Genomic DNA, 19537 nt, shown 5'->3' on the forward strand with positions numbered 1-19537 from the left:
GACGAAGCTTTTTATAATAGAAGCTTATAGGAGACATAACAATGGCCCGTTATATTGGACCAAAACTCAAATTATCACGTCGTGAAGGCACTGACTTAGGTCTTAAGTCTGGTGTTAAACCATACGACGTAAAAACGAAAAAATCGGCTCGTCCACCTGGTCAACATGGTGTTAGCCGTAACAAAAGCTCAGAGTACTCTCTACAGTTACGTGAAAAACAAAAAGTTAAGCGTATCTACGGTGTATTAGAGCGTCAGTTTGCAAACTACTACAAAGAAGCTGCTCGTAAGCGTGGCGCTACTGGTGAAAACTTGTTAGCAATGCTTGAGAGCCGTCTTGATAACGTAGTATATCGTATGGGCTTTGGCTCTACGCGCGCTGAAGCACGTCAGTTAGTTAGCCATCGTACTGTTATGGTGAAAAAAGCTGGCCGTGATGAGTTTATTCGTGTGAATATTCCATCAATTCAGTTGCAAGATGGTGATGTCATCGCTATCCAAGAGAAGTCTCGCGAGCAATTACGTATTAAAAACGCAATTGAGCTGGCTACCCAACGTGGTATTCCAGAATGGCTAGATGTTGATCACAGCAAGCTACAGGGCACATTCAAAAAAGCGCCTGATCGTATTGATCTACCTGCTGAAATCAACGAAAGCTTAATCGTTGAGCTATACTCTAAGTAAGTAACGTACTGCTCGATGCTGTTCACATGGCATTGAGCAATTAACGTTAATTAAACCAGTTTAATAAATCGAGGTGACATCATGATGCTAAATGCAACTGAGTTTCTAACGCCGAACGCCATCAACGTGGATACGGTTAATGAAACGATTGCGAAAGTCACGCTCGAACCGTTAGAACGCGGCTTTGGGCATACCTTGGGTAATGCCTTACGTCGCATCTTGTTATCTTCATTACCTGGTGCTGCAGTCATTGAAGCTGAGATTGATGGTGTTGACCATGAATACTCAACGCTTGAAGGGCTACAAGAAGACGTGCTTGATTTGCTTTTGAACTTAAAAGGCTTAGCAATCACCCTTCATGACCAAAATGAAGTATTTTTGACCTTGGATAAACAAGGTCCAGGCACTATCACTGCTGCAGACATCACGTTACCGCACAATGTAGACATCATCAATCCAGAATTGGTATTGGGTACATTGAGTGACCGTGGTCATCTAAAGATGCGTTTGCGCGTAGTGATGGGTCGTGGATATGAGCCAGCAAACCAGCGCCGTGAAGATGGTGATACTAAAGCAATTGGACGCTTAAAGCTTGATGCAAGTTTTAGTCCTGTGCTTCGTGTTGCTTATCAGGTTGAGAACGCACGTGTAGAACAACGTACCGATCTTGATCGTCTTATCATTGAGCTTGAAACAAATGGCACTATAGATCCAGAAGAAGCAATTCGTAAAGCAGCCACTATATTACAACAACAGATTTCTATCTTTGTTGACCTAGAAGCTGAAGAAGCGCCTGAGCCTGTGAAAGAAAAAGAAGAGGTTGATCCGGTGCTATTACGCCCTGTGGACGATCTTGAACTAACGGTTCGCTCAGCCAACTGCTTAAAAGCTGAAAACATTTACTATATCGGTGATTTGGTACAGCGTTCAGAGACTGAACTTCTAAAAACCCCAAATCTTGGTAAGAAATCATTGACAGAAATCAAAGACGTACTAGCGTCTAAAGATTTGGAGCTTGGTATGCGCCTAGATAACTGGCCACCAGCTGATTTACGTGTTGATGATCGCTTTTCTTATCGTAGCCGTTAAACTTTAAGGATTTTTGACTATGCGCCATCGTAAGAGTGGAGTCAAGCTGGGTCGTACCGGCAGTCATCGTAAGGCAATGTTTCAGAACATGACCAACTCATTATTTGAGCATGAACTGATTAAAACAACTTTACCAAAAGCAAAAGAGTTACGTCGCGTTGCTGAGCCATTGATCACTATGGCTAAAGAAGACAGCGTTGCTAACCGTCGCTTGGCATTTAGCCGTATGCGTAGCAAAGCTATGGTAGGCAAATTATTTGGTACTCTTGGTCCTCGTTACCAAGCTCGTCCAGGTGGTTATTTGCGTATCGTAAAATGTGGTTACCGTGATGGTGACAATGCGCCTATGGCTTATGTAGAATTGGTTGATCGCGACTAATTTTACAATAACCAAAATATGTACATAAAAAAGCTCCAATTCAATTGGAGCTTTTTTTCGTTTAAATTTTTGTATGATCGTTAGGGAAGTGCATATTTAAATACTTACAGTATGTCTATATCTACAGCAATGAGCTTACATCAGCAGCACCTTGCCGAATGATTTCTGGCTGGCTACTAGTCATATCGACGATGGTCGTGAGTTTGGTGGTTTTAATGCCAGCATTAATGAGCCCATCTATCTGATTGCCTAATAATTCTTCGATCTCGAAAGGGTCATCTAATATATCATCACGATTCGGTAGTATTAATGAGCTGGTCAAAATAGGTTCATCCATCGCTTCTAATAAAGCTTGGGCAATAGCATTACTTGGAACACGAATACCAATGGTTTTTTTCTTTGCATGTGCCAGCTTCTTAGGTACATCTTTGGTGGCGTTTAAAATAAAGGTAATTGGTGCTGGTGTATGCGCTTTGAGCTGTTTAAATTGTACATTGTCTACTGCAGCATAATTCGCAATCTCACTTAGATCACGGCAAAGTAGGGTGAATTGATGTTTATCATCAAGTGCGCGTATTTGTTTTAGTTTCTCCAAGGCATCTTTTGCGCCCAAGCGACAGCCGAAAGCGTAACTGGTATCAGTCGGATAAATAATCAATTGATCTTTACGTAATAAATCTGCTACTTGCTCAATCAGCCGTGGCTGTGGATTTTCTGGATGAATATAAAATACTTGCATAATAATTCCTTATTTTATAATTATTAGAATTTGATTGATGAACTTTGCTTTTTGTACTAAAGATTAAAATACGGCTTTATCAAGTAGTATAGCGTAAAGTAAATATAAGTTTATGGGCAAGGCGTTAACGTGAGTATAAAATCGTTAACAATAGCCAGTCGTGTAATGAGTTTTGATGACAATAATAAAAATCTTACATTGTAGGTTTAGCTAAGATACGGCGCAGATAGTGAGTAAAGCTTGTAGCAAGGTTTTAGCATCAGATGGTAAGGTATCTGGTTTAGTAATATATGTTTGAACTTGTTGATAAACATCTTGAGCAAAAGTACTACCACTGGTATCAAAATCTGCAAATAAATTGTCTTGTGATACTTGAAAAGGTCGTCCACAAGCTAAGGTAAACAAACACTCTATAGCTTGTGGCTTAACCTCAACACGTTCGAATGCCTGCTGCTGAGCCGCTGAGCGTCCGTCAGGTGCATACCAGTAGCCAAAGTCAGGTAGTTGTCTACGTCGTTCACCTGCCATACAAAAATGGCTGATTTCATGCAATGCACTAGCAAAAAATCCATGAGCAAACTCAATTCTTGCGGGTTGATTGCTCTGGGCAGGAAAGTATTCGGGCTCGCCAGTGCTACGAACCAAGATAACCTGTTTGCTGATAAATAAATGATTAAATAGATCAATAAGCCAATCAGTCAGTGCTTGCTCAATACCTTCAAACGATAATTCATTTTGTAAATTAAGATCGGTTAAACTGTTTTGAATAAATTCGCATACTTTGATAGGCTCAATGATCTCTTTAGCAGAATGAATCAAATAGTTATTAGCCAAATATTGCCACTGTAATGACAGTTTTTTTAATGAGGCATCTGCCTCAAGATTGATACTGTGTTCAGTAGGATTTGTTTTCTGACTTTGCAATTCATTCAAACGGTGTAATAAATTTTTGGCATCAATAGTAGATAATAAATTGGAAAAATCAGGAGAAACGGTAGGCGATATCATAAATAAAACTTTAACCAAGTAAAGGATGATAGAGCAGGATGTCCTATCTCTTTAGGTAAACAATGACAAGGAAATTGCCAAAAAATATTAACATACTAGCGCTAGCGCAACAGGGCGCTTTCCGTTAGTATGGCAGGCAATATTATACACCGTTTTTGATCAATGAGGCCGCGTATGTCAAGCACCCAAGATAACAAGCCGTCAGCGCTTCATGCTAGTAACGTACAAGTGCCTACGTCAACCAGCATGCCTGATAACATCTCTTTAAATAAGTGGGAAGACACTGGCTTTGAATGGGCAGGTGAAGAAGCTCCCAGCTCTTTTGAGCGTCTTGCGACTATTTTAGCTAGCGAGCATAAACAATCAAATATTGTGCTAAATACCACTCTGTATCGTCGTAACAATGTACTGCATTTGGCTTTCACATTGACTGGTGAAGTCTGGCTGACTTGCCAGCGCTGTCTGCAACCGATTGCTATTGATTTGAGTGATGAGTATGATATTGCGCTTCTTGATAATGAAAGCCAAATACGCCTAGTTAATGAAGAGCAAGATTATTTATTGTTAGACGAAATTGTCACTGAGCAATCGCCAGAGCGACTATTACCATTCAAAAAATTAGTAGAAGATGAAATTTTGCTCAAAACGCCAATGGCGCCAAAACATGATGACTGTGAAATGAGTGTTGAGCAGTTTGGTGAAATACCTGAAGAAGAAGAAACCGAAAATCCTTTTGCTGCTTTAGCATCTTTGAAAGGTAACTTATAACGCTATAAACGGCATTTATAAAAGATATGTTCTATTATATTTTTGCCCGCTTTATGCAGAAGAGTGAAAAGCAGGGCTTTATTAATCCGTTAAACATGCGTATAATGTCCCGTTTATTGCATTCTAGCAATCTGCCATTGGCAGAGAGAAGCTAACCTTGCAGACTAACTATAGATTTTAGACGTAATCAACACTTTAATACGTGGCAATCTATTTAACTAATGATGCGTAAGACTTAGGTTGTTGTGATTATATAGCCTCTGTCAGTGTCGATTAAAGCTGAATTTCAAGCTTATCCCTTTTAAGTATAGGAGCTATATCATGGCCGTTCAAAAAAGTCGTAAAAGTCGTTCACGTCGTGACATGCGCCGTTCACATCATCGTATGGAAATCGCTGAAATAAGCGTTGATGCTACTACTGGTGAAAAACATCGTCGTCATCACATGACCAAAGATGGTTTTTATCGTGGTCGTCAGTTGTTTAAAGTAAGTCAAGACGCTTAATTTATTGTTATTTGATGGCTGCTAAAGATGATGATGGTTTTTATGACTGTCGATGTTCTTTATCAGGCTATTATTCAGCAATTGGTTTGAGCTAATGAAAGCCAAGTTATTTCGCTATCATATATTATGTGGCTAGATAACTTGGCTTTTTGCTATGGGTTTTTTAGTAATAGTTTTCATTATTAGTTTTTAGTACTGTTTATTGACTGATAGCTGTTGACGGCTGTTTTAATGCATCAGTTATGAAGAATTAGCTATTTTAGCTATCTAGTATAAGTCACATCAAAGGATTTATCGAAGCGAGATAAACAATTAACTTTTTAGCGGCTTTGTTAATTACCGATGTCAGTGTATAGTTTCATAAGAGTATGCTGTCTTAAAGGACTAGTGACAGTAACGGCTCTATAAAATTAATATCCTATTATAGTCTTTAACTCTACGATTAGCCCCATTCACGCTAGGGGTGTTTCCAATCAAATAAGGAATATTGGTTATGGGCTCTGTACCCGATATGATAAAAAAACAACCAACCCGTATTGCAATACTGTTTCCTGGGCAAGGCTCGCAAGTCGTCGGTATGACAAGCGAGCTTGCTGATGCCTATCCTGAAATTCTTGAAACCTTTACTGAAGCAAGTGCGGCATTAGGCGAAGATTTGTGGGCAATCTGTCAAGATGAAGAAAAACTTAATCAAACGCAATATACACAGCCTGCGTTATTGACCGCTAGTATCGCTATTTGGCGCATCTTACAACAAAAAATAAAGGATAAGCCTTGTTATCTAGCTGGTCATTCCCTTGGCGAATATAGCGCCCTTTGCGCAGCTAACGTGCTGTCACTTGCTGATGCCGTAAAACTAGTACATAAGCGTGGTCAATTGATGCAAGACGCTGTAGTGGGTATTGATACGGCTATGGCAGCAGTACTAGGTTTGGAAGATCACCGAGTCGAAAATTTGTGTGAGCAAGCAACCGAGCATGTAGATGATGCGATTGTTGGTGCAGCAAATTTTAATAGCCCAGGGCAAGTGGTGGTTTCTGGTAATGCTGCAGGCGTGAATGCCGTCATTGATAAAGTGCAAAATACTGGCAAAAAAGCCATTCCATTAAAGGTAAGTGTGCCGTCACACTGCGCTTTGATGGAGCCGGCTAGTAAAGCGTTGGCAGCAGAGCTTGCCGCCATTAAGTTTGATCAAGCAACGATTCCTGTGATTCAAAACCGTCATGCACGTGTTGAAACCAGTGCGGCAGGTATTAAAGAGGCATTAACCGAACAATTAAGTCAGCCAGTACTATGGTCAAAAACCATGCAAGAGCTGGCAGATAAACAAATTAATATTTTAATTGAGTGTGGTAGTGGTAACGTCTTGAGTAATTTGGCGAAGCGTCAAGCGCATCCAATTATGAGCTATCCGACTGACAAGCCCGCTCGTCTAGATAAATTGCTGGAGGTATTATCATGAGCCGTACGATCACATTAGTCACAGGCGCAAGCCGCGGTATCGGCAAAGCCGTCGCCAAACGCTTTGCTAAAGAAGGACATTTTGTCATTGGGACAGCCACCACCGAGAAAGGGGCTGCACAGATTGATGACTATCTAAATGATAGTGGCGGTATTGGTCGTGTTTTAGATGTACGCGATACTGCGCAGATTGACAAGCTGTTTGAAGAGATAGAAAGCGTTTATGGTGCTGTTCAAGTATTGGTAAATAATGCTGGTATCACTCAAGATGGCTTATTGATGCGTATGAAAGATGAAGATTGGGACAATGTGATAGATACCAATCTAACTTCTGTCTATCGTATGAGCAAACGTGCTATCCGCGGCATGATGAAAGCACGCCGTGGTCGTATTATCAATATTACCTCTGTGGTTGCTCAAATGGGCAATGCCGGTCAATCTAACTATGCGGCGACTAAAGCTGGCGTAGAGGGTTTTAGCCGTACGCTCGCGCGCGAAATTGGTTCACGTCAAGTAACCATTAACTGTGTCGCGCCAGGTTTGATTGAAACAGATATGACTGATGAGCTTGATGAGCGTTTATTGAACTCCATGTTAGATGCTGTACCTATCAGCCGTTTAGGTCAACCAGAAGATATCGCTGCTGCTGTACTGTTTTTAGCCAGTGACGAAGCCAGTTATATCACAGGTGCTGTTTTGCCGGTCAATGGCGGCATGTATATGTAGCAGTTTGCTGTCGGATTTTTCCTACATGCGATAGCAATTAGTGCTGAATCCCAAGTGTTACATACTTATAATAAAAAACTGTGTGAACGAGTGTAAACTATAATAAAGGGTGCTATAATGTCGAATACTTTTCAGTCAAAGCCATGTATGATAGCAAGGCTTTAATAGATATTAGTACAGAATGTATAACTTGTTATAGTACACTCAGATGGCTATATGGATCTGAAAATCCCATTTATATACAATGCTATAGTGGCTAACCACGTGATTATAGTAGTTTGTCAAAATAATAGATCAAAAAGGAGAAATCTACATGAGTAATGATACCGAGCAAAGAGTTAAAGCTGCCGTAGCTGAGCAACTAGGTATGAATGTTGAAGACATCAACAATGATGCTTCATTTATGGAAGACTTAGGCGCTGATTCACTGGATTTAGTTGAGTTGGTTATGTCATTTGAAAGCGATTTTGGCATCACAATTCCTGACGAAGATTCAGCAGAATTAACGACTGTTCAAAAAGCAATCGACTACGTACAAGCACAGCTATAATTAGCGACTTGCTCAATAGGTTCGATATGACCGCTTATCTTAATAGATAGGCGGTTTTTTTTATGTTTGTCATTTCTCTTTATTATTACACTTATAACAACTTATTTAATATTAGCGTTAACATTGGCTACGCCAAATCAACATTACTCAACATACTCTTACTGTTTATCGCTCATGCCTTTGCTTATACTCATAATGGTAAGTAAAAAAGGGTGATAACCGATATGCGTTATCATCGAAACAACAATGATGCATAATAATTAATAATATTTTAAGGAGCAGTTATATGGGTATGTTCAGTTTTGCAAAAGACATTGGTGATAAAATCTTTAATCGTGATGACGCCAAGCATGACGCTAAAGTAGAAACCAAAGCAGACGCTAATACACCAGTACAGAGTACTGAGCCTTCAGCGCAATCAGTAGCCAATATTTTACTTCGTCGTATTCAGCAGCAAAATCTAAATATTAGTGATTTAAAGATTAAGTATAATGGGTCAACCGATACTGCAGAAATTAGTGGTAAAGCTAAGACTCAAGCTGATCGTGAAAAAGCTATTATTGCCATCGGTAATGTACAAAACGTGGCTAAAGTCATTGATAATATCGATATTGAAGAGCAGTCACCTGAATCGACTATGTACACTGTAAAATCTGGTGATAGCTTATCTAAAATTGCAAAAGATGTTTATGGTTCAACTGGTGATTATATGAAGATATTTGAAGCCAATAAGCCGATGTTATCTGATCCAGACAAGATTTATCCTGGTCAAGTACTACGTATTCCTAAATAGTTATCATTTTTTAAGTCATTATAAGTATCGAAACACTCATAGTATTTTGGATACTTAGAATATGGCTGAATAAAAACACCTCAAAATATGAGGTGTTTTTTTATGTATAAAATATAGAGTTAAAAATTAGGCTTCTAATTATTAATAAGTAAGATATCCAATTTATGACGCTGTTCGGCGATCGCCCAATCTATATGTTCGTCAAGCATAGTGTTATGTAGCCCCAGTTTTGCTTGTAATGCTTCGATGTTTTCTTGGCTACCAATGGCATTGCCAAGACCGATAGTGATATTACGCAGAAAATTCACATAACCGGTGCGTCTAAGTGGGCTACCTTCGGTCTTTTTCATAAACTCTGCTTCTTGCCATTGCCACAATTCAAGCAAACTACTGCTATCAAGGCGATGCCTTGGCGCAAAATCCTCTACGGGCGTCAGATTGGCGTAACGGTTCCATGGGCAAATTAGCTGACAATCATCACAACCAAAGATACGATTGCCAATAGCGCGGCGGTATTTTTCATCAATAACACCGTCATGTTCAATCGTAAGATAAGAGATGCAAGCTGACGCATTAAGCTCATAAGGCGCGACAATGGCTTGAGTGGGACAGATATCAATACAGGCGCTGCAACTGCCGCAATGCTCTTTAACTGGCTCATCTTCAGGTAGTTCAAGGCTCATAAACAGCTCTCCGAGCACAAAGAACGAGCCGGCTTGTTTGTTTATTAGTAATGTATGCTTGCCAGTCCAGCCAAGACCCGCAGCATCAGCAATCGGTCGCTCAAAGATAGGAGCTGAGTCACTAAAAGGTCTAAAAATAAAATCTGTGTCAGCGCCAATATCTAGATGTCGCCATTCAGGAAGCATTTCCTCGATTTTTAACGCCAATTGCTTTAGCCGACTACGCATGATTTTATGATAGTCGCGCCCTCTCGCATAACGCGCAATGATACCTTGGTTAGGATAATCATTGTCAGTCACAGCGCGCGGTGTTGGGGTTTGAGTGAGATAGTTCATACGCACACTAATAATGGTTTTTGCGCCTTCTACCAGTTGCTCAGGGTGCGCACGCAGATGATGATTGCTATGCATAAACTGTAATTGTGCTTCATAGCCTTTTGCCAACCACTGCTTTAACTGTTCAGTCTGCTTAACAAACAGAGGGTGATGTACTGATAAAAAGCCGCAATCTGCAAACCCTAACGATTGCGCTGTCTCTTTAATCCAGCATTTAATATCTGCTGTAGTAGTAAAATCATGCGTATTATTGATAGCAATCTTCTTAGCAGAGACGCTAGTAGGTAATGATGGCATCTGCGTTTGAGAGTTTGTTTGAGATTTATTGCTCATGTCTGACGATCAATGATAATGTGAATATGGATATGATAAGCCAGTGAGCGAAGAGCGCAAGTATCAAAGTGAATAAATCCGTATAAATATAGATTTATATGGATTAAACCTAATTAATTGACCTTAAAGTCAATAGCAGCAAATACATACATCAATTTTGGTTTGTACTGATAATAAGTCAGAAGCTTAGCCAAATCTTACAATAATAATCGAGGGTTAGTCATGCCAACGTCAAATGAATTGTCATCGAAAACTACCATGCCTGTCGCTCTATATAGCAGCAAGCAGCTCTATGCGATGGAACAAGCATGGTTTGCACAAGGCAATAACAGCTTTGCTCTAATGCAACAAGCGGCTTGGCAAATGGTGAAGCATATTGAGATACTTTATGAAAAAAAATGTTTGAATGAGCAATTAGCAAAGCAGGGCATTGCCTCTCGTCCTGTTAATCGTCCGTGCCGCGTCAGTGTTTGGGTCGGAAAAGGTAATAATGGTGGCGATGGGTGGCTTGTTGCGTATTATTTACAGCAGAGAGGCTGGCAAGTACAAGTCATTACAGTTGGCTTTGAGAAACAAGATTTTGTTATAGAAGATAATATAGAAAGTTTTAATGAAGATAATAAAAACCCAATTGCTGATGCGACAAAGGCGTTACAGCTGGCACTATCTGATGATTGTAAATATCGATGCTTTGAAAATATCGATGGTAGAAGCATGAGCGCTTTGCCGGCGGATGTTTATATCGATGCGATATTTGGTATTGGATTCAATCGTGCAGCGAGCGATATTTATCAGCAAGCAATTTGCGCTTTTAACGAAGTAACAGAACATGTTAAAGCATTGGTCATCGCGGTTGATATCCCAAGTGGCTTGGTTGCCTCTACTGGTCAGGTATTTGAGCGTGTTGCGATAGCCGCAGATGTGACCTTATGTCTGATCGCACGTAAATTTGGTCTGCATACCAAAGACGGGCTCGATTATAGCGGCACCGTGATTGATATACCGCTGATACCTCATCTAGCAAATAATAACGCGCTTATTCCTATCGCCACCCTTATTAATTCGCCTTATCGATTAAAGCCACGCAGACAAAACAGCCATAAAGGCAGCTATGGGCATGTATTAATCATTGGCGGCAATCGTATTGATAACTCACAAGGCATGGGCGGAGCAGCCATATTATCGGCATCGAGCGCGATGGCGACGGGCAGTGGTAAAATAACAGTTGCCTGCCATAAGGCTTACCATGGGGCTTTATTAACCTCGCTACCAGATGCAATGAGCATGGATTTGCATGATACCAAAGGAGTAAAACGCCTAATTAAAGAAGCCAGGGTGATTGCTATTGGTATGGGCCTGGGGCGTGATGAAAAAGCAAAATTGCTATTTACTGAATATCTGCAGGCTGCGGTAGCTGAAGGTAAGCCCATAATCATTGATGCCGATGGTCTTTATCATTTGGCTTCATTGCATCGGGAAAACCATATGCTGATAGCTGAGCTAAAAACACATAGTAAAAATTATCAAGTGTGTTTAACGCCACATAGTGGGGAAGCTGCTAGATTATTAAATAAAAAGGTAAATGAGATAGAAAATGATAGATTGGCTGCAATAACAGGGTGTGCATCAATTTATGGCGGTAATTGGGTGTTAAAGGGAGCAGGGTCGTTAATTCTGGAGCAGCAATCAGCGCAAGCGCATGTTTATGTATGCGGTGTGGGCAATGCTGGCATGGCGAGCGCTGGTATGGGTGATGTACTTGCAGGTGTCATTACTGGACTATGGGCACAAGATGATTTAAAACATGAACTACGCAGTTTGCACCAAGCAGTCATTATCCATGGATTAGCAGGTGATGTTTTAGTCAACCAGACGAGAAATAACGATAATCATTTATTATTGGTAGGGCAGCGAGGTCTGCAAGCTCAAGATATGCCAGCAGCTATCCGTCATGTGATGCATCTCATAACAGATAGCCTTTAACGATTTAATTTTACCTCAGCCAAATGTGTTTAAACACCAAATTGAAGATTAGCCACAATACTGGGTAATGGCTTGTTGAACACGTTCACGCTTAAGCTCAATCTCACGACCATCTAGATATTGACGTTTGCCATTGGCATCCATCTCATAAATACGTCCGCCCACATTTAGATTGGTTAAATTATTGCGTAACGATTGACAACGCTGGGCATTCGCTTGGGCTTCTTGCTCTTTGATGCGTGCTTCTAATTGGGCAACGCGCTGTTCTTCTGCGCTTTGCGGCGCACTTTGATTGGCTTCGGTTTTACCTGCCAGCTGTCCAGCATTGCTCTGTCTACCGTCACTACGAAACTCGATAACTTCGATATTCCTACCATTTTGCGGCGCATATTGGCTGTACTTGACTTCGCCATGTGCGCCAATAGATTTGTATACCTGAATGGCATGAGTGGCGCTCATTGGTAGCATAAACATACACGCAGTGCTGACACTGATAAGTAGTTTGGTAGCAGTGCTTATCGTAGACGCTTGTGCCATAGTAACAGCCCTCTTAATGGGTAAAAAATACAGCTATCGTTCAGTTAAGCATAAGGGTTAATAGAATCGATAACAATATAAATACATAATGGCTTGATTCTAGCAAATAATACTTATGAATGTACATTGTTTAATAACCAATAGTTGGGGATAGGGTTTAGAAGTTTTTCTTGACAATAGCTCACAAACCATCGAATATAATAGCAGTTGATTGGTCAGTGAGCGGCTTTTATGATATTGCCGTGGCACTTGAAAATAAGGACTACGGGTTGCTTATCGGTAGCTTGCTTAGCCTTATTATCTTTGTGACAATGATATAAAATAAATAGCGCTTGTAATAATGCTATTCAAATCTATATTTATTGTCTCCGGACTTATCTGTCTACAATGACTAAGATAAACTTATTATTACTGTGTCTCGTAAGATTTTGCTGTTGTAAAAATAGAATGTCATGTGTGTTTTTAACATCTCCTCATCAAACAGGTTATAAGATTTCGTAATCATATAACATGATATAAGCTATAAAATATAAGCTTTGAGATTTGTTCTATCATTCTGTATCCGTCTATTTGTCATTAGCGCAACCTTGTATGCACTACAAATAATAAGCTTCTTTTATAGATGCACTCGCATCTTGTCACTGTATATCGATAAAACCCTGTCGCAAAGCTGACCTTAAATATATTGCTATGTTTGAGTAATATGCTGTCCTATAACACAGCGTAACTTAGACGTAGCGGGCACATATTCTTGCCACAAAAAAAGGTGACGACAGTGACGCAAACCACGCAAAGTCCGAATATGACTGGACATACCCAAACGGGTCATGCTGCCAAGAATTTCCCTGAAAAGCAGCAACGCCTTGCCGAAGGAAGCAATGAGCCTGTCATGCTATCTGGTGCTGAGATGTTGGTGCAAGCACTAACGGATGAGGGCGTCAAATACATTTTTGGTTATCCAGGCGGTGCGGTCCTTCATATCTATGACGCCTTATTTCAACAAGACAATGTTGAGCATATTCTGGTACGTCATGAACAAGCCGCAGGTCACATGGCAGATGCTTATTCACGAGTAACTGGCAACACGGGTGTGGTGCTAGCGACTTCAGGTCCTGGTGCGACCAATACAGTGACAGCTATTGCCACTGCTTTTATGGATTCTGTACCGATGGTGATCATCGCAGGTCAGGTGCCTAGTAGTCTGATCGGTGAAGATGCTTTCCAAGAAACCGATATGATTGGTGTATCACGCCCAATCGTGAAGCATAGCTTTCAAGTGCGCCATGCTAGCGAAATCCCAATGATTGTCAAAAAAGCCTTTTATATTGCCCAGTCTGGACGTCCGGGTCCTGTTGTCATCGATGTGCCAAAAGACATGACTGCGCCTAGCGAAAAATTTGCTTATGAATATCCAAAAGAGGTATTTATACGCTCATATCAACCGTCATTAAAAGGTCATAGTGGTCAAATCAAAAAGGCGGTTGAAACCTTACTTGCGGCTAAGCGCCCGATTATTTACTCTGGTGGCGGTGTAGTTTTAGGTAATGCCTATAAAGAATTAACGGCGCTTGCTCATCGTTTAAACCTACCAGTCACCAATACCTTAATGGGTTTGGGTGCTTTCCCTGGCTCTGATGAGCAGTTCTTGGGTATGCTTGGTATGCATGGCACTTATGAAGCCAATATGACCATGCATCATTCTGACGTTATATTGGCAGTTGGGGCTCGCTTTGATGATCGCGTGACCAATAACGTCAAAAAATTCTGTCCAAATGCGACGATTATTCATATTGATATTGACCCAACCTCTATCTCAAAAACGATCTTTGCTCATATTCCTATCGTTGGCGATGTGAAATCAGTGCTTACTGACATGATAGACATTATTGGCGAAGATAAAGAGTTAGACCAACCGGCGTTGTTGGATTGGTGGTCACAGATTAATGAGTGGCGCAAGCGTCATGGTTTGCGCTATGACACCAGTACCGATAATGGTATTAAGCCACAAGCGGTCGTTCAAGCTTTAGATAAAGTGACTAATAGTAATGCGATTATCACGAGTGACGTGGGTCAACATCAGATGTTTGCCGCGCTTTACTATACCTATAATGAGCCACGTCAATGGCTGAACTCAGGTGGTCTTGGTACTATGGGCGTTGGCTTGCCGTATGCGATGGCAGCCAAACTTGCTAATCCTGAGCGTGATGTGGTTTGTATTACTGGCGAAGGCTCTATTCAGATGAATATCCAAGAACTGTCTACCTGTTTGCAGTATGATTTGCCAGTTAAAATCCTAAACTTGAATAATGCACAGTTGGGTATGGTAAAACAGTGGCAAGACATGCTATATGAAGGTCGTCACGCACACTCTTACATGAATTCTTTACCAGACTTTGTCAAGCTTGCTGAAAGCTATGGTCACGTCGGTATCAAGATTACTGATCCTGCGACCATGGAAGCACAATTGGCTGAAGCCATGGCAATAAAAGACAGGTTGGTATTTATCGATGTTTACGTCGATCGTAATGAGCATGTATATCCGATGCAAATCGCTGGGCAAACGATGCGTGATATGTGGTTAACAAAAGGGGAGCGTACCTAATGCAACAACAACATCTGATTTCGGTATTGATGGAAAACGAAGCGGGTTCGTTGTCGCGTTTAGTCGGCTTGTTCTCACAACGTGGCTACAATATCGAAACGCTAAACGTCGCGCCTACTGATGATCCAAGTATTTCACGTCTGACAGTAACGACAGTCACGTCACCTGAAAAAATAGAACAAATCACCAAGCAATTGCATAAATTGATCGAAGTGGTTAAAGTGCTTAATCTCTCAGATACCGTACACGTCGAACGTGAGTTGATGCTAATAAAAGTACGTGCGACGGGCGGTGTACGTGAAGAGATCAAACGCAGTGCCGATATTTTTCGTGCACAGATCGTTGACGTCAATGCCAACTTATATACGATTCAAATCGTCGGCGATAAAGCTAAGCTCGATGGTTTTATTGATGTTATTGGTCGCGAACGTATCATGGAAGTAGTACGTTCAGGCGTCATTGGTATTGCTCGTGGTGACAAAACGCTAAGCCTATAATCAGCGTTTATGATCTTCAAAATATAGTATTTCAAACTTATTTATTCAACATCAACATAGCGCTTATCTCACCAATCACTTCGATAAGGTGACTATAATTTAAGTGTTTATTTATCCATGGTACGCCATGATTTAGGAAAAGGACTCTGTTTATGAACGTTTATTATGATAAAGATTGTGATCTATCAATCGTCCAAGGTAAAAAAGTCGCCATTATTGGTTATGGTTCACAAGGTCATGCGCACGCGCTTAACCTACAAGATTCAAACGTCGATGTGACCGTTGGTCTACGTGCTAACTCTGGCTCATGGAAGAAAGCAGAAAATGCTGGCTTAAAAGTTGCTGAAGTAGAAGAAGCGGTAAAAGCTGCTGACATCATCATGATTTTGACGCCTGATGAATTCCAAAAAGAGCTTTATAACGATGTGATTGAGCCAAATATCAAGCAGGGCGCGACACTGGCCTTTGCTCATGGTTTTGCGATTCATTATAACCAAGTTATACCACGTAGCGATCTTGACGTCATCATGGTGGCACCAAAAGCACCAGGTCATACCGTTCGTTCAGAATTCGCCAAAGGCGGTGGTATCCCAGATCTTATCGCTATCTATCAAGATGCGTCAGGTCAAGCCAAGCAATTAGCACTATCTTATGCTGCTGGTGTTGGTGGTGGACGTTCAGGTATTATCGAAACGACCTTTAAAGATGAAACTGAAACTGACCTATTTGGTGAGCAAGCGGTTCTTTGTGGTGGCGCAGTAGAGCTAGTAAAAATGGGTTTTGAGACCTTAACTGAAGCGGGCTATGCACCAGAAATGGCTTACTTTGAGTGCTTACATGAGCTAAAGCTTATTGTCGACTTGATGTATGAAGGCGGTATCGCTGACATGAACTACTCAATCAGTAACAACGCTGAATATGGCGAATATGTGACTGGTCCTGAAGTGATCAATGAGCAATCACGTGAAGCCATGCGTAATGCGCTAAAACGCATTCAATCTGGCGAATATGCAAAAATGTTCATCAGTGAAGGCGCAACCAACTATCCATCAATGACTGCTCGTCGTCGTAACAATGCAGAGCATCAAATCGAAATCACGGGCGCTAAGCTACGTGGTATGATGCCTTGGATCGGCGGCAACAAAATCATCGATAAAGACAAAAACTAATTTGCTATTGAGTAATTAGTAAAAAAAATAGTCTAAAAAAGCCCATGTTATCAGTGATAGCATGGGCTTTTTATTTTTAGTAGGCGATGTTTTATAAAATATTTTTATCATCGCCAGTCTGTGTTGGTTGAAAATCTGACTTCGCTGCCTAATATAGGCAAGCATTATCATATCTATTAACGGCTTACTCGGTTAAATAGGTATTGCTATTTTTATTCTTGCAATATAAATGCCAAGGATTCTTTTATTCTATAGATTATAGGTTGTCTGTTGTGCAAATATCTTATCCTGATTGGCTAACACCGCAATTCATATACATTACTCTGAGCGCTGTCGTTGCCGTTTTGATTTGGATCGAAGGGGAGATGCTCAAAAAAACCGGCGGCAAACTACCCAACTCTAAGTTCTTTCAAATCAGCTCAATTCTAGATACCTCATGGTTTTTCATCTCAGTAGTGATGCTATATACGATTGATTTGACACCACTAGCCGTTGCTGTACCAGCGGCTTACGGTCTTTATACGACCTTTGGCTGGATCTATGGCGCACGTTTATTGAAGCGTAAAGGCATTCCTGACTCTCCGAAAGACTTGGTCATACCTGCTAAATATATCGCTTATAGTCAGTCATTTTCGCTGATATTTTTTGCGCTATGTTTATTGGTATTGAGCTCACCGTGGCTACCAATTTTTCCATAGTTTTTTTTCAATACAGTAGCAAATATAATTCTTATCACTGTGATTTTTCGAAAGCGATATCTAAGTCCATAGTAAATCTCGAAAGGTAAGTGGTAAAAAAGCATTCTATATCAACGTATTAAGTCTCAAATAATTAATAGTAATAATTATTTAAAATTGACTTGAGTAGGTTACAAAAATCATAAATTTAAGCTGTTGCGCTTAAAAAAAGCTGTTATAATCAGCTTGTACTCAAAGGATTTCGGGTAAAAATATTAAGATCTCTATTAGAGGTTTCAATGATTTTACCCACGCATTCTGCAAGAAAAACTTAGGTATATATCAATTAATCGGTGATGACACACGTCTCGCCAACAGTTAAAGAGTTAGGAAAATTTATGTCAGATAAAGTTGAAGGCACTGTAAAGTGGTTTAATGAAGCTAAAGGTTTTGGTTTTATCGCGCAAGACAACGGCGGACAAGACGTATTCGCTCACTACAGCGCTATCCAAGGCGGTGGTTTCAAAACTCTAGCCGAAGGCCAAAAAGTGTCTTTCATCTTAGGTGATGGCAAGAAAGGCCCACAAGCTGAGCAAATCGAAGCTATCTAATCTCATTTGACATTGAGTAAGCTGTTCTTCAGCGCGCTTAATGACAGTAAGATTATCAATATGCATTGATGCCTTTGTTTGTTAAAACAATAAAAATACTGTTTAGACTTTAAAAAAGAGCAACCTCTGATCAGGTTGCTTTTTTTATGATCTTTTTTTGATTCAATTCTTATAATAACGAGATGGTATTGGTTTGTATTAACGGTTATAAACGACTTAGATAGCTTGTAGAAATCAGAAAATAATAAGAATAATGATAAGAAAATGGTGTGAATAGGCGCTTATAAACTGTTTATTGTAGAATGGTGACAAATTTATGACGCATTATTCACGGCGTTGTCTTGACCTTAAGGCTGAGCTCACGCAAGATACATAGGTCTGATAATAACGGTTGGCTTAGCTTTGGCAGATTTTATAGATAGAGAGTGTGATGCCAGTATATTGTTTATGGTCTGATATTTTTTATTACATTATAGATGCTGACGCAGCAATCAACCTTGAGTACTATTTCGAACGACGATTTTAAAAAAATGAACCTTTGGTTCTTAACTGGCAATTTTAATTCATAACATTAATAAACGAGGAACGTATGAAAGCATTAGTAGCGGTCAAGCGTGTCATTGATTACAACGTAAAAGTTCGTGTAAAAGCTGATAATTCTGGCGTAGATTTATCTAACACTAAAATGTCAATCAACCCTTTTGATGAAATTGCAGTAGAAGAAGCGGTTCGTCTTAAAGAAGCGGGTGTGATTGATGAAATCATCGTTGCCTCAATTGGTCCAAAAGAGTCACAAGAGCAGATTCGTGCCGCTTTAGCACTGGGTGCTGATCGTGGCATCTTGGTAGTAACTGATGCAAAACCTTATCCTCTACAAATCGCTAAAATCCTGAAAAATATCGCTGAATCTGAAGCTACCGATATTATTCTACTAGGTAAACAAGCGATTGATGATGATAATAACCAAACGGGTCAAATGCTAGCGGCATTGATGGGTATCGGTCAGGGTACATTTGCATCAGAAGTAAAAGTTGAAGGCGATAAAGTTAATGTAACGCGTGAAATCGATGGTGGTTTGCAAACGGTTGCGCTTGATTTGCCAGCGGTTATTACGACTGATTTACGTTTGAATGAGCCACGTTATGCAAAATTGCCTAACATCATGAAAGCAAAGAAAAAGCAGCTTGATGAAAAAACACCTGCTGATTTCGGTGTTGATATGGCATCTAAGCAAGAAATCATTAAAGTTGTACCACCTGCTGAGCGTAAAGCTGGTATCAAAGTGGGTTCAGTTGATGAGTTGGTCGATAAGCTAAGAAACGAAGCAAAAGTCATTTAATACTTTGCTAATGCCTATCTACTGCAAAGCCATGACGTCCTAAATAAGTTTTATTGAACTTGGACATAAT

General features: G+C 40.3%; 20 protein-coding genes. 16 read left to right on the top strand and 4 right to left on the bottom strand.

Annotated features, from left to right (window positions below):
• The first annotated feature begins 41 nt into the window (after nt 1–41).
• The 3 genes from rpsD (at nt 42) to rplQ (ending at nt 2151) form a co-directional block, all read left to right on the top strand.
• The gene (gene rpsD / locus H0262_RS11450; protein ID WP_011512865.1) at nt 42–683 is read left to right on the top strand and encodes a 30S ribosomal protein S4; all 642 of its coding nucleotides are present in this window, start codon (nt 42–44) and stop codon (nt 681–683) included.
• 81 nt (nt 684–764) lie between these two features.
• Complete coding sequence (locus H0262_RS11455; RefSeq protein ID WP_011279808.1) at nt 765–1772, top strand: DNA-directed RNA polymerase subunit alpha; 1008 nt, start codon at nt 765–767, stop codon at nt 1770–1772.
• 19 nt (nt 1773–1791) lie between these two features.
• A complete protein-coding gene (gene rplQ / locus H0262_RS11460) occupies nt 1792–2151 on the top strand; it encodes a 50S ribosomal protein L17 (RefSeq protein WP_011279809.1) in 360 nt (119 codons plus the stop codon).
• Nucleotides 2152–2272: 121 nt separating this feature from the next.
• On the opposite strand, the gene H0262_RS11465 is transcribed toward rplQ, so the two are convergent.
• Nucleotides 2273–2890, bottom strand: a complete 618-nt coding sequence (locus tag H0262_RS11465) for an L-threonylcarbamoyladenylate synthase (protein ID WP_020442814.1) — start codon at nt 2888–2890, stop codon at nt 2273–2275.
• 210 nt (nt 2891–3100) lie between these two features.
• Entirely contained in the window at nt 3101–3898 is a 798-nt protein-coding gene (locus H0262_RS11470; protein WP_181210838.1) for an elongation factor P hydroxylase, read from the bottom strand.
• Between the two features lie 174 nt (nt 3899–4072).
• Here H0262_RS11470 and H0262_RS11475 point away from each other — a divergent pair, with 174 nt between their 5' ends.
• The 6 genes from H0262_RS11475 to lysM all read left to right on the top strand — a co-directional run bounded on the left by H0262_RS11475 (nt 4073) and on the right by lysM (nt 8700).
• A complete protein-coding gene (locus H0262_RS11475) occupies nt 4073–4666 on the top strand; it encodes a DUF177 domain-containing protein (RefSeq protein WP_181210839.1) in 594 nt (197 codons plus the stop codon).
• Between the two features lie 321 nt (nt 4667–4987).
• On the top strand, nt 4988–5170 hold the full coding sequence (gene rpmF / locus H0262_RS11480; RefSeq protein ID WP_011512869.1) for a 50S ribosomal protein L32: 183 nt from the start codon (nt 4988–4990) through the stop codon (nt 5168–5170).
• Nucleotides 5171–5663: 493 nt separating this feature from the next.
• A complete protein-coding gene (fabD, locus tag H0262_RS11485) occupies nt 5664–6632 on the top strand; it encodes an ACP S-malonyltransferase (protein ID WP_181210840.1) in 969 nt (322 codons plus the stop codon).
• Nucleotides 6623–7357, top strand: coding sequence for a 3-oxoacyl-ACP reductase FabG (gene fabG / locus H0262_RS11490; protein WP_226939375.1), 735 nt, complete (start codon nt 6623–6625; stop codon nt 7355–7357). Before fabD ends, fabG begins: the two co-directional genes overlap by 10 nt.
• A gap of 313 nt (nt 7358–7670) precedes the next feature.
• Nucleotides 7671–7907: an acyl carrier protein gene (gene acpP, locus H0262_RS11495; RefSeq protein WP_011279816.1), complete on the top strand. Its 237-nt coding sequence runs from the start codon at nt 7671–7673 to the stop codon at nt 7905–7907.
• A 286-nt stretch (nt 7908–8193) separates the two neighbouring features.
• Entirely contained in the window at nt 8194–8700 is a 507-nt protein-coding gene (gene lysM / locus H0262_RS11500; protein WP_011512872.1) for a peptidoglycan-binding protein LysM, read from the top strand.
• Between the two features lie 134 nt (nt 8701–8834).
• Here lysM and queG read toward each other — a convergent pair whose 3' ends face one another.
• The gene (queG, locus tag H0262_RS11505) at nt 8835–10052 is read right to left on the bottom strand and encodes a tRNA epoxyqueuosine(34) reductase QueG (RefSeq protein WP_181210841.1); all 1218 of its coding nucleotides are present in this window, start codon (nt 10050–10052) and stop codon (nt 8835–8837) included.
• A 222-nt stretch (nt 10053–10274) separates the two neighbouring features.
• Between queG and H0262_RS11510 the strand changes: the two genes are divergently transcribed.
• The gene (locus H0262_RS11510) at nt 10275–12035 is read left to right on the top strand and encodes an NAD(P)H-hydrate dehydratase (RefSeq protein ID WP_181210842.1); all 1761 of its coding nucleotides are present in this window, start codon (nt 10275–10277) and stop codon (nt 12033–12035) included.
• Between the two features lie 48 nt (nt 12036–12083).
• On the opposite strand, the gene H0262_RS11515 is transcribed toward H0262_RS11510, so the two are convergent.
• Nucleotides 12084–12572, bottom strand: a complete 489-nt coding sequence (locus H0262_RS11515) for a DUF4124 domain-containing protein (protein WP_011512875.1) — start codon at nt 12570–12572, stop codon at nt 12084–12086.
• Between the two features lie 889 nt (nt 12573–13461).
• Between H0262_RS11515 and H0262_RS11520 the strand changes: the two genes are divergently transcribed.
• From H0262_RS11520 to H0262_RS11545, 6 genes are all read left to right on the top strand, one after another.
• Nucleotides 13462–15174, top strand: a complete 1713-nt coding sequence (locus tag H0262_RS11520; protein ID WP_011512876.1) for an acetolactate synthase 3 large subunit — start codon at nt 13462–13464, stop codon at nt 15172–15174.
• Nucleotides 15174–15671: an acetolactate synthase small subunit gene (gene ilvN / locus H0262_RS11525; protein ID WP_020442822.1), complete on the top strand. Its 498-nt coding sequence runs from the start codon at nt 15174–15176 to the stop codon at nt 15669–15671. The genes H0262_RS11520 and ilvN overlap by 1 nt, the downstream gene beginning before the upstream one ends.
• A gap of 152 nt (nt 15672–15823) precedes the next feature.
• Nucleotides 15824–16840 carry a ketol-acid reductoisomerase gene (ilvC, locus tag H0262_RS11530; protein WP_011512878.1) on the top strand — a complete coding sequence of 339 codons (1017 nt, stop codon included), beginning with the start codon at nt 15824–15826 and terminating at the stop codon, nt 16838–16840.
• Between the two features lie 272 nt (nt 16841–17112).
• Complete coding sequence (locus H0262_RS11535) at nt 17113–17538, top strand: hypothetical protein (protein WP_181210843.1); 426 nt, start codon at nt 17113–17115, stop codon at nt 17536–17538.
• 377 nt (nt 17539–17915) lie between these two features.
• Complete coding sequence (locus tag H0262_RS11540) at nt 17916–18128, top strand: cold-shock protein (RefSeq protein WP_010196799.1); 213 nt, start codon at nt 17916–17918, stop codon at nt 18126–18128.
• A 589-nt stretch (nt 18129–18717) separates the two neighbouring features.
• Entirely contained in the window at nt 18718–19467 is a 750-nt protein-coding gene (locus H0262_RS11545; RefSeq protein ID WP_011512880.1) for an electron transfer flavoprotein subunit beta/FixA family protein, read from the top strand.
• The last annotated feature ends 70 nt before the right edge of the window (nt 19468–19537 follow it).

The sequence above is a fragment of the Psychrobacter sp. D2 genome, assembly GCF_013608135.1.
GTDB classification, from domain to species: Bacteria; Pseudomonadota; Gammaproteobacteria; order Pseudomonadales; family Moraxellaceae; genus Psychrobacter; species Psychrobacter cryohalolentis.

Coding starts and splice junctions, on each gene's coding strand:
- queG (WP_181210841.1), bottom strand. CDS start 10,052: ATGAGCAATAAATCTCAAACAAACTCTCAAACGCAGATGCCATCATTA.
- H0262_RS11465 (WP_020442814.1), bottom strand. CDS start 2,890: ATGCAAGTATTTTATATTCATCCAGAAAATCCACAGCCACGGCTGATT.
- H0262_RS11515 (WP_011512875.1), bottom strand. CDS start 12,572: ATGGCACAAGCGTCTACGATAAGCACTGCTACCAAACTACTTATCAGT.
- lysM (WP_011512872.1), top strand. CDS start 8,194: ATGGGTATGTTCAGTTTTGCAAAAGACATTGGTGATAAAATCTTTAAT.
- rpsD (WP_011512865.1), top strand. CDS start 42: ATGGCCCGTTATATTGGACCAAAACTCAAATTATCACGTCGTGAAGGC.
- H0262_RS11520 (WP_011512876.1), top strand. CDS start 13,462: ATGCTATCTGGTGCTGAGATGTTGGTGCAAGCACTAACGGATGAGGGC.
- ilvN (WP_020442822.1), top strand. CDS start 15,174: ATGCAACAACAACATCTGATTTCGGTATTGATGGAAAACGAAGCGGGT.
- H0262_RS11475 (WP_181210839.1), top strand. CDS start 4,073: ATGTCAAGCACCCAAGATAACAAGCCGTCAGCGCTTCATGCTAGTAAC.
- H0262_RS11470 (WP_181210838.1), bottom strand. CDS start 3,898: ATGATATCGCCTACCGTTTCTCCTGATTTTTCCAATTTATTATCTACT.
- H0262_RS11510 (WP_181210842.1), top strand. CDS start 10,275: ATGCCAACGTCAAATGAATTGTCATCGAAAACTACCATGCCTGTCGCT.
- rpmF (WP_011512869.1), top strand. CDS start 4,988: ATGGCCGTTCAAAAAAGTCGTAAAAGTCGTTCACGTCGTGACATGCGC.
- ilvC (WP_011512878.1), top strand. CDS start 15,824: ATGAACGTTTATTATGATAAAGATTGTGATCTATCAATCGTCCAAGGT.
- H0262_RS11540 (WP_010196799.1), top strand. CDS start 17,916: ATGTCAGATAAAGTTGAAGGCACTGTAAAGTGGTTTAATGAAGCTAAA.
- acpP (WP_011279816.1), top strand. CDS start 7,671: ATGAGTAATGATACCGAGCAAAGAGTTAAAGCTGCCGTAGCTGAGCAA.
- H0262_RS11545 (WP_011512880.1), top strand. CDS start 18,718: ATGAAAGCATTAGTAGCGGTCAAGCGTGTCATTGATTACAACGTAAAA.
- H0262_RS11455 (WP_011279808.1), top strand. CDS start 765: ATGATGCTAAATGCAACTGAGTTTCTAACGCCGAACGCCATCAACGTG.
- rplQ (WP_011279809.1), top strand. CDS start 1,792: ATGCGCCATCGTAAGAGTGGAGTCAAGCTGGGTCGTACCGGCAGTCAT.
- fabD (WP_181210840.1), top strand. CDS start 5,664: ATGGGCTCTGTACCCGATATGATAAAAAAACAACCAACCCGTATTGCA.